Here is a 9,313-nt window from a genome sequence, read left to right as displayed (position 1 = left end):
TTCTTCGTTTATTCCCCTAATGTCTATTCCAAATCCTTTCTCATAGTTATTTTTTATACTCTTACTTTTCAAATCATTTATATCACTTTCAAAAGAGTAATATCTCTGATTTTATAAATGTACTGAAAAAGGTATACCTTTTTGTATGACCATTTGTTTAAGACACATTCTGGGAACTGTTGATAAATCAATTCCAAACTGATTGCAAATATCTTCAGCATCAATTTTAAATCCCGTTCAATCCTAAACTGCATCAAGTATGTTTATTCAAAACACCTCTCTTTCTATTTCTTTAATCTCTTCAAATCTGAAATAGATTTTTATATTATTCTCCGGTCTTTTTTAGCACAGGAAAAGCAATTTTATTGTTTAAATCACTTTCATTGTCATTTCCTGTAGATATATCTGTAGGATAAGACAACTCATATAATACTGTGGCTTCCTTGCCTCCAAGCTTCATATTTTCAGAAAACCATTTTGCTGAAGACATATTTACGTCATTCGGATCGCTGCTTCGTTTACCTTCACCGTCCAATACATAAGGATAAGATACCTCTTTTTTATTTAGTGTATTGAAGTTTAAGACATGTTTTAAATCAGGGGCATTTTTAAATAGATCTACCTTAGCCACTTTATTATTAACATCACTTCGGCTATTTGAGCATAAAACATAATTTCCATCTTTTACTGTTCTTTCTTTATACCCATCCACTATAATTTTGACGCTGCCATATCCTAAAGGCTTTCCATGACCTATTTTGAAACAATACTTTCCGTCTTCTTCATTTTCACCTAAACACAACAGCCATAATACATGCTCTAACTGAGTTTTTGTCAAGTCTTCATAATATACAGAAAAGGAAAACGTCCCTGATTTAATACCATTTATTTTTGCATCAGCATTATTCATATCTGCATTTTCAGAAGCGTGATGCCAATAAAATTTTCTACCTCGTATATCACTTCCTTCTGCATCATACCCTTGATTATAATCACTTGTAATAGCATAAAACGGAAGGTAAGATGGATGTGGACTACGTAATGGAGATAATGAATATTTCTTAAATTCTATATCTTCATCTATAATTATATCCGAAAAACGCACACGACTTGCAATTCCCTTTTCCTCATTTTTTCCTGTTACACCAAATATTTGGCATGCGGGACAAAGATTATCTCTGCTTGTACAAGGTTGTCTTTCTCCCAAAAGTTCATCCATACCTTTTTCATAATTATAACGCCCTATACCGGCAAAAGACAAATATACCCTATCTTGCTTGGTTTCATCTTGTTTGATTTTTTTATACCATACCGGCAAAGCCTCAATCTTGCCATTTTCAAAGCTTTCAAAATCAACTTGATCATATCCATGATGAAATATTCCATCTTGATCCTTAGTCAAATTCTTATTGATTTTTTCATTTTGATATATTTTTATTGTTTCTTTTAATTTTTGATAAGCCAAATCTAAATTTTCACTTAAAATATTCGGCTCTTCTTTATCAATAAAAATACTTTCATGTCTTTTTTTACTTATATACTCACCGATATACATATAACCTTGCTTAAGTGTGACTTCGTTATTATTATCACTATTGTTTTCAGAGGATTCATTATCTATACTATTATACTCAGTACCGTATTCAAGTTCTGATTCAAGCCTGTCCTCCGGAATATCTGACTTTTTAACAATTTTCTTCACAAAATACTTGCCATTTTGAGAAGTTCTTCCTTCAAAATATATTGTGTCTCCATATCTATATTTCCTCCTAAGTTCTTCCTGAGTAGCAATACACCAAACATTATTATTATCATCATTGATATTACTTTTATAATCTCCTACTTTAAATAGGTACGCTCTGGCAGGCTTTAACACAAGTTTATTATCAACCCGCATCAGTAGTCCAGGTTCAAATGGTGCCTTTGTCCTTGTAGAAATATTTTGAGAAGATCTCGCTGTAACAAAACATGAGTTTGTCAATGCTTCATATGTACTTCTGATAGGTCCTCTTAAAGAACTTCCTGGAATTATATACCTGATATTCTCAGAATTACCTATACTCATAAATGGATATTCAACATTTTCATCATCTATAAGTCCTGTAGCTTTTTCCACATCAGGAATAAGAAGTGGTGTTTTTACAATTAATTTACAAGATATAACTCCTGTATGAAGCTTTCTATTCTCCTCAATTTCTTTGAAGCGTTTTACATCTTTTTTACTCCTTACAAAAGTATATGGATTTATTACAAACTTTTCTTTAGAAAATTCATATCTAGGCATCTTTACCTCCTGAAATGTTTGACCAATCTAATGTCTCAGCAACACTAAATTTAACGCAGCGAAAATCTTTTATATAAGCTTGACCTATTGGTGTTACACCAAAATAATGCCGAATTATTATAGCAGCCTTCCCTAAGTCATCTCCAAAAACTGATTTAGGTATAGTATACACTCCCCCTCCTGTTGATCTGACACAGTTACCTTCTAACTTTTTTGTCGTATCAATATCTAAAATTTGTTGTTGATCAAAATAATCTATCTCCGGTTTTAAATTAGCATCATTTATCACATAGTAGCAGAATTCATCTTGAAGATCCAGACGAAATAATCTTCTCTCTTCATCTTCATTAAAAATTCTGATTTCTAATAACTTATTTTCAGATATATCTATGTCTTTAGCTGACAATTTTAATGCTTTATAGCCATCTGTATTTTCATATATATCTATATCTGAAACCGGCAACTCTAATACTGTATAACAATCCGTACATTGTATCAAAGCATAACCTCTAAAATCTTTATTTATATTCAAAAAGTCAACTAAAGACTTTACTTCCAACATATTATTCCTCCACTTTGCAATAAGCTAATATATTTTTATACAGTTCACTTCCATTACCAAAAAATTCCGAACCATTAACTTTTATTACTTTAAAGATTCCTCTTCCAATAGAGGTACCTCCACCTATAGCTAAAAGTCCTTCGTGAAGATCGGAAAGAGCTACTGCAAGAGACTTTACAAAATCTAAATCTATCTCTTTATATAAATCAAAATAAATCTCCAAAACAGTTGTACCGCCATAGTAGATTTGCTCAGTAAATAATGCACCGTCTACTGTACTTCCGGTGAAACGGTCAATTGCATTTCTTGAAATAACTTTAGATACAGAGTTTTTTAGCTGACTTTCCGAAAAGAAAATTTTTGAACGTATTTTCCCATCTTCTCCACCTTTTCCAAAGTACTTAATCACATTTGGGTAAAATAATTTCATTCTATGTCCAATAGCACCTGCCCAAGTTGTTCCCGGAATTACAGGAACTTCCTCAATATCACCCGTTTCATTTTTTTGACGTATTATAAGCTGTTTCATATCAGGAACTTGCTCTACACCTTCCTTGATTTCTGTAGTATACTGACGAACTGAAATACCGCCTTGTAAAGCCAGTTCAAGTGTAATCTTTTTATTTCTTAAAAAATCTTTATCACTTTTTGATATCTCCAAGCTTCTTTTCCAACAATTATCTTTGTACATATCAAAGTCCAGCCAACTGCTTCCCTGATTTGTATTAAAAGAAAATTCTTTTTTGAAAATCTTGAAATTTCCTACTCTACCATATCCTCTACTAATCTTACTTCCAAAAAAGATAGGAATATTATGCAACACCTCTGCCAACTTATTAAAAGCATCATCTTCTTCTGATTCATTTGTATCCATATCTCTTTCTATAAATGTTCTGAAAATTATGCCGCTTTCCAATATTTCTCTATCAAACTTAGCTCCCGGTATTCCATATTTATAATCATCCAAAGCTACCCCGTCTCTTCTTGATACAAAATACTCTTCTGACTGTATATAAGCATCATACACTCTAAATTGGCTTTCCGTTATCGCTTCATTACCATTATCTCTTATATTTCCAAAATACCTCTGCGTCCATTCATCACCCATTACTTTTTTACATGCATCACGAAATACACCTGCAACAGCACTTCCGGGAATATAAGGTATTCCTCTTGAGTTAAGTACTATATCCTGATCTGTCTTTTCATTTTTACCATTTCCTATGCTTAAAGGAGAAAGAAGTGTAAACTCTATTTTTAGATATTGTTTTTTTAACATGTCTTTCATAACTTATCTCCCTCCTTCAAATCTGTATTTATAGAACCTTCTGAAAACTTATTTAGGTATTTTTGATTAGTCAAAACCTCCATCAAAAGCTCTCCCCAAAATGACTTTACTATTTCTTTGACTTTTTTATCGTTATTTTCTGCATTTATATTTCTTTCAGTCTGACAAACAGACAATATTTCCATCACTTTTCCCATGTACTTTTCTTCTTTATTACTTGTACATTTTAGAATTTTTTCACTATCTAATGTTCCTTCTTTATTACAAAAATACATTTGTAACAGATCTGTTATTTCCTTTTTCCCCTTTTCCCCCTTTATCGAATTCACTTTATCCCAAAACTTCTTAAAAGAGTTTATCCTTTCTACATTTTGCTCTATACTTTCTGTAAGCATTAGAGTAATTCTACCTAAAGTAGATGGAGACATATCAAATTTTCTTTCTGTTACCTTATCCAGAAGTCCTGACATAATACATCCATACAACTCCTTTTGGCAGATACTAGACAACATAGGTCGAATTATATCAGGTATATTTATGTTTTGTGTTGAAGGATTATTCTCTTCATTTTGATCTTGCTTTTTTTTATCTATACCTTGTATATCATAAGGAATTTTTTTACTGCAAAACATCTGAATTTCTCCATATCCCTCATGATTACGCTTTCCAACCCATGATTTATCTATTTCATATGGAAGTGTCTGCCCCTTATTTTGCTGTGCATCCTTACGGATCTTATATACAAAAACTGACCCGGATTGAATACAAGGCATTACGGCTCTCGGTAAATTCCATACACTTTGGTATCCGTGAACAATATATTCCTCTACAATACAATACGGACAGCTAGTATCACCATCCATAATTTTCCCGTCTTTTGGCTCTTCAATTATCTTATCAAATCCTAATTCATTTGCTATCTGATAATAAACTTTTTCCGGATCTACCATTATTCCTGACTCACATTGAAATACCCCCGGAGATGCCAAAGAAATATAAATCACATCTCCCGCATTTATTTCAATCTTCTTGTTTTCGCTCTTATACTTATCATTTATATTTATAATTTGGCATTTTCCATACTGAACTGTTCTTGACTTTCCCAGTATTAGCCTTGTATTCTTGAGCAAATTATATAATGTTCTGTAATGTTCTTTAGGGTATGAAATAGTACCGGCAAATACTTGTCCGGATTCTAATGCTGTCTGAGAGTACAGCAATTTATCATCTCCCCTTCTATGATGGAAAATAACTCTTTTGTTCGGTTCTATTTCCTCTACACAAATGCTTTCGTCTTCACCTATACAAATATTGGCATACTTTCCCTTCATTTTCTTAGGCTGATTACCGTTTCCCGTATTAAGATTAGAATCATTGGAAAAAGAAATCTTATCCGAATATTGCAAGGTATTTACATAGACACCTGTCTTTTTTAGTTTATTTAAAAAATATGGAGCCGGGTAGTAACTTTTATTTCCAACAGATATTGTAAAGTTTGAAAATTTTGTTTTTCCGTTTAAAAATAAGTCAAAAAAAACATCATCTTTCGCACTTGTACCGGCATTTGATAAATATGTCCCTGCCAGAGCACCTGCAAAAGTTCTTCCCGGAATAAATGATAATGTATCGTTCTTATCTCCACCTGAGATAATTAACGGATCTATATTTTGTAAAAAAACTTTTATAGTTTCCACTCTGTCTGAAAAGCTGCCATTAAATACATGAACATCATCGGATTTAGACTTGAATACACAAGTCACACTCCCTAGGCCTCTATTTCTGTTTATACCTATATTTCTGGTAGCTTTGGCTATTTTTTCCAAATTCTCTTTCCAACTCTTTTTATAGCGAATTCCTGCAGTAAACTTTAACGGTTTATCTTTTCTCTGTTCCATTACTGAATATTGATTGATTACCCTAATAAATCGCAAAGAATTATCATATGCCACGCCGTCTTTGATTCTTGTTTGTGCCTTCACTGAAGTAAATAAATCCAAAATCTTCTCTTTAGACAATAGTTCCTCAAGTATATTTTCTTTTTTAAGTTTATCTAAATTTTCACTAATTTCATTCCAATTATTTATATATCCGTTTCCAACTTGGATTCCATTACTGTTTTGAGAATTTGAATATCCAAAAATATCCTCTATAGAATTCCCTTCAACTTCTTTTAACAATTTAACCTGATATAAGAATTCTGCACTTTCTCTTAGCACACCCTTTAAACGTCTTGCCGGTAAAAATGGTAAACCGTTTCTGTCATATACCACATCAGTATCAATAGTTCCAAAAAATGCGTATCCATTGCCAATGCATATATCTGATTGTAAAGTTATCTCAAACTCTCCACAATTCCATTCGGTATTATTTGTTGTACCAACTTCATTTTTCTTTTTATTAGATGAAGATTTATTTTTAGAAGAACTATTTTTCTTTTTACTCATAAATTATATCCCCTTTCCAAAATTTATATCGTAAACTCGAATCAAATCTTTTACCAACTTGCAATTTTCAACGAAGAAATTTATCACATCATTTTCTCTCATATCATTGTCATTTTTACCTGACAGCTCTTTGATTTCATCTAAAATCTGCTGCTTTTTCTCTTTAGAACTATGTGCCAGTATACGTCGAATATCTGTTTTCATAGCATCCTCAGATAGTAGTGACGGAATAAGCAATCCTTTTACATTACTTTTTCCAAATAAAGAAAGTATTTTATTCACTCGTTCTACAAAAGCAACAGATACTACCTGTTCATCTTTCACATCTGTTTCTTTCTTGTTAACTTTTCTTTCTACTCTCCACGGTCTTGAATTATCCAAATCTCCATTATCTCTACGTATATCCTCAAGCTCCAATCCTATGCCACCCTGCAGATATTCAAAGTCTATAAGGTTCATATCGGTAAATCCATGTTTTTTCATGTATCTTTTGCAATTTTCACAACATGCTTCAGCAATTCTATATGCATCGGAGAACGGAGCATGGCTATGAAAAACGGCAACTCCTGCACATGAAGAGTATGGATAAGGTAAATCTTCTAAATACTCCTTAATCACAGCGTAGGACTCATCAGCTCTGCAAATAACTGTAATTTCATCTCCTGCACCAATGACCTGTCTTCTTTTTACCTTAAATAATTTATTTAATCTATCGTCAACAAAATTCTTCTGAATTTCTTTAGAAAATTCTCTTAGCCTATTTACACAATCATCATATGTTGTTCCAACTTCTTTCAAGCATTCTTGTACTTTGGCTCCCATATTGTTACCGTCAATATAGAAGACCGCCAACATACTGTCTTCACCCCTTGTTTCCTCAACAATTTCATCAAGTATTTTTTTATCATTCTCATCAAAATTTGAATACTCTGTTTCGTACTTCGTTCTCTTTGCCTGATTTTCTAAAGATAATTTTATATATCCACTTTCATTTGGTGTATTGATATAATAGGCAGTTAACGGATTACCTGTTCCGGGATCTGTCTGAACAATAGGAAGTGTCCCATATGGAATAGAGACCAATACACTGCCCTCTGTAAGCCTATGCTTTTCATATAGTCTGTCATAATCCCCGGATTTATCACCTGCACTCTGATAACAATCCGGATTTATATCTTCAATGTATGTACAAAGCACACGAAGAGAACCTGTATTCTTCAAAACCTTCTTTGTAAAAATCTCTGTAACTCCAACCGCTACTTCCTTACTCTTAAAAAGTAGAATAAAGTTTCCTCCGCCATCATAAACAATTTCTCCAATATATTGTTCGGATTTCATGTTTGTTTCAAACTCTTCAAAAGAAAACTTATCCAATGTCTCTTTGTTAGGATCATATCCCTTAATGGCCTGAACGTCAGGTTTCCTACGGTCGACATCCTCTGTCAAATATTTTTTTAAAATTATATTTCTGTACTCAATTGCCGCATCATATAAATAGTCTTTAAACAAGTCTCGAATTATCCAAGATGCCCCCATAATTTCTTTTATTTTCCCACTTCTATATATAAATTCCTGCTTTCCACGAATATCATACATAGCTAAAACATATTTATTTTCCATATTAGTATTCCCCTTTTATATCACCTGATTCCCTAGAAAACACACTTTCATCAGATCTGCTCAAACATCCCAAATCCCTGAGAGTTCCTTGACCCCAAACCTGTATCAAATAAAAACTGCAAGCTTTCTATATCCGACTTTAATGTAAAACTTCCTTTCCAAGCCGTTATAAATATTTCACCTCCGAATTTTGTCACATATTTATTTCCAGTCACATTAAAGTCCTTATGTGGAAGCAAAAAGATTCCTGTGCTGTTACTTTCTCCTACTACAGATTGAAATTTCCTTTGAAAGTTCTTTGTTAAGTAGTAGTTAAAGTACGGATCTGTCGGTTCAAGATAATTTGTCTTTGTTTTCTCTCCTTCACGATATGCAATATCTACACAAACAGGTGACAGCATTCTGATTTCCATCTCTTCATCCAATATCTTGGTATTGGTAATTTCATAGCGAATCAAAAAGATTCTCTGTCCTGCCAGTTCAAATACTTCTTCATTTTCCAATGCCTGCGCAAATACCTCACAGAAAAGCGGAACAGGGCTTCGTACCTCCCACTCTATAACATTGTCAAATTTTATTTTAGAACCCGACACTTGAAAATGACCTTTCAACAAGCTAAATACAAAGAGTTTGAAACTCTGTCCTTCAGTTTGAAATCCCTTATTATGCAGAAAATCTGAGAATTCAGGATATTCAGACAATCTTTTATAAATGAATCCCTGTAGAATATGGTGATATGAAAGAGGCAATACAAGTGGAGTGTCGGACTGAAAATATAGTTTAAATTCCATGTCTGCTCCTTTATAAGCTTTTTTATTTAATATCTTCTAAACTGCACAAATTCAAACAGCATTTCTTTATGGTATTTTCCTTCATCATCTTTCCACTCTTTGACATTGCGTTTACTGCAAGCTGCAACTACGTCCAAACCTTCTTTTTTCAAAAGATTTACCAATCTGAATGATAGAGTAAACTCTCCCTGTAAAAGTACTACTTTGTCATTAAGCTCTAATATCTTTTCTTTATACTCATTTGCCATGGCGTCTAACTGTTCTTCCGTGTAAGTCGGGTCTACAGCTGGAAAAGGAATCTCCTTAATGTCTCCATATGTACTT

At 32.8% G+C, this 9,313-nt stretch carries 8 protein-coding genes; all 8 read right to left on the bottom strand.

From position 1 onward, the window contains the following. Positions 1 to 111: 111 nt before the first annotated feature. The gene (locus tag HMPREF0381_RS15905; RefSeq protein WP_242824446.1) at positions 112 to 192 is read right to left on the bottom strand and encodes a hypothetical protein; all 81 of its coding nucleotides are present in this window, start codon (positions 190 to 192) and stop codon (positions 112 to 114) included. A 133-nt stretch (positions 193 to 325) separates the two neighbouring features. After that, on the bottom strand, positions 326 to 2,284 hold the full coding sequence (locus HMPREF0381_RS07695) for a TIGR03986 family type III CRISPR-associated RAMP protein (RefSeq protein WP_008751386.1): 1,959 nt from the start codon (positions 2,282 to 2,284) through the stop codon (positions 326 to 328). Continuing rightward, complete coding sequence (gene csx19 / locus HMPREF0381_RS07690; protein WP_008751385.1) at positions 2,277 to 2,846, bottom strand: type III-D CRISPR-associated protein Csx19; 570 nt, start codon at positions 2,844 to 2,846, stop codon at positions 2,277 to 2,279. The genes HMPREF0381_RS07695 and csx19 overlap by 8 nt, the downstream gene beginning before the upstream one ends. A 1-nt stretch (position 2,847) precedes the next feature. Next, the gene (locus HMPREF0381_RS07685) at positions 2,848 to 4,134 is read right to left on the bottom strand and encodes an RAMP superfamily CRISPR-associated protein (RefSeq protein ID WP_008751384.1); all 1,287 of its coding nucleotides are present in this window, start codon (positions 4,132 to 4,134) and stop codon (positions 2,848 to 2,850) included. Beyond that, the gene (locus HMPREF0381_RS07680; protein WP_008751383.1) at positions 4,131 to 6,578 is read right to left on the bottom strand and encodes an RAMP superfamily CRISPR-associated protein; all 2,448 of its coding nucleotides are present in this window, start codon (positions 6,576 to 6,578) and stop codon (positions 4,131 to 4,133) included. Before HMPREF0381_RS07680 ends, HMPREF0381_RS07685 begins: the two co-directional genes overlap by 4 nt. A gap of 3 nt (positions 6,579 to 6,581) precedes the next feature. Beyond that, complete coding sequence (locus HMPREF0381_RS07675) at positions 6,582 to 8,198, bottom strand: hypothetical protein (RefSeq protein ID WP_008751382.1); 1,617 nt, start codon at positions 8,196 to 8,198, stop codon at positions 6,582 to 6,584. Positions 8,199 to 8,248: 50 nt separating this feature from the next. Continuing rightward, positions 8,249 to 8,989 carry a CRISPR-associated endoribonuclease Cas6 gene (cas6, locus tag HMPREF0381_RS07670; protein WP_008751381.1) on the bottom strand — a complete coding sequence of 247 codons (741 nt, stop codon included), beginning with the start codon at positions 8,987 to 8,989 and terminating at the stop codon, positions 8,249 to 8,251. A gap of 26 nt (positions 8,990 to 9,015) precedes the next feature. After that, on the bottom strand, positions 9,016 to 9,313 hold a 298-nt coding region (locus HMPREF0381_RS07665; protein WP_040461780.1), incomplete at its 5' end, for a hypothetical protein.

The organism is Lachnoanaerobaculum saburreum DSM 3986 (assembly GCF_000185385.1).
Taxonomy (GTDB): Bacteria; Bacillota; Clostridia; order Lachnospirales; family Lachnospiraceae; genus Lachnoanaerobaculum; species Lachnoanaerobaculum saburreum.
This window is presented reverse-complemented; position numbering and strand designations above follow the sequence as displayed.

Excerpts from the sequence above, each read along its gene's own strand:
- HMPREF0381_RS07695 (WP_008751386.1), bottom strand. The coding sequence starts at position 2,284 with ATGCCTAGATATGAATTTTCTAAAGAAAAGTTTGTAATAAATCCATAT.
- csx19 (WP_008751385.1), bottom strand. The coding sequence starts at position 2,846 with ATGTTGGAAGTAAAGTCTTTAGTTGACTTTTTGAATATAAATAAAGAT.
- HMPREF0381_RS07685 (WP_008751384.1), bottom strand. The coding sequence starts at position 4,134 with ATGAAAGACATGTTAAAAAAACAATATCTAAAAATAGAGTTTACACTT.
- HMPREF0381_RS07680 (WP_008751383.1), bottom strand. The coding sequence starts at position 6,578 with ATGAGTAAAAAGAAAAATAGTTCTTCTAAAAATAAATCTTCATCTAAT.
- HMPREF0381_RS07675 (WP_008751382.1), bottom strand. The coding sequence starts at position 8,198 with ATGGAAAATAAATATGTTTTAGCTATGTATGATATTCGTGGAAAGCAG.
- cas6 (WP_008751381.1), bottom strand. The coding sequence starts at position 8,989 with ATGGAATTTAAACTATATTTTCAGTCCGACACTCCACTTGTATTGCCT.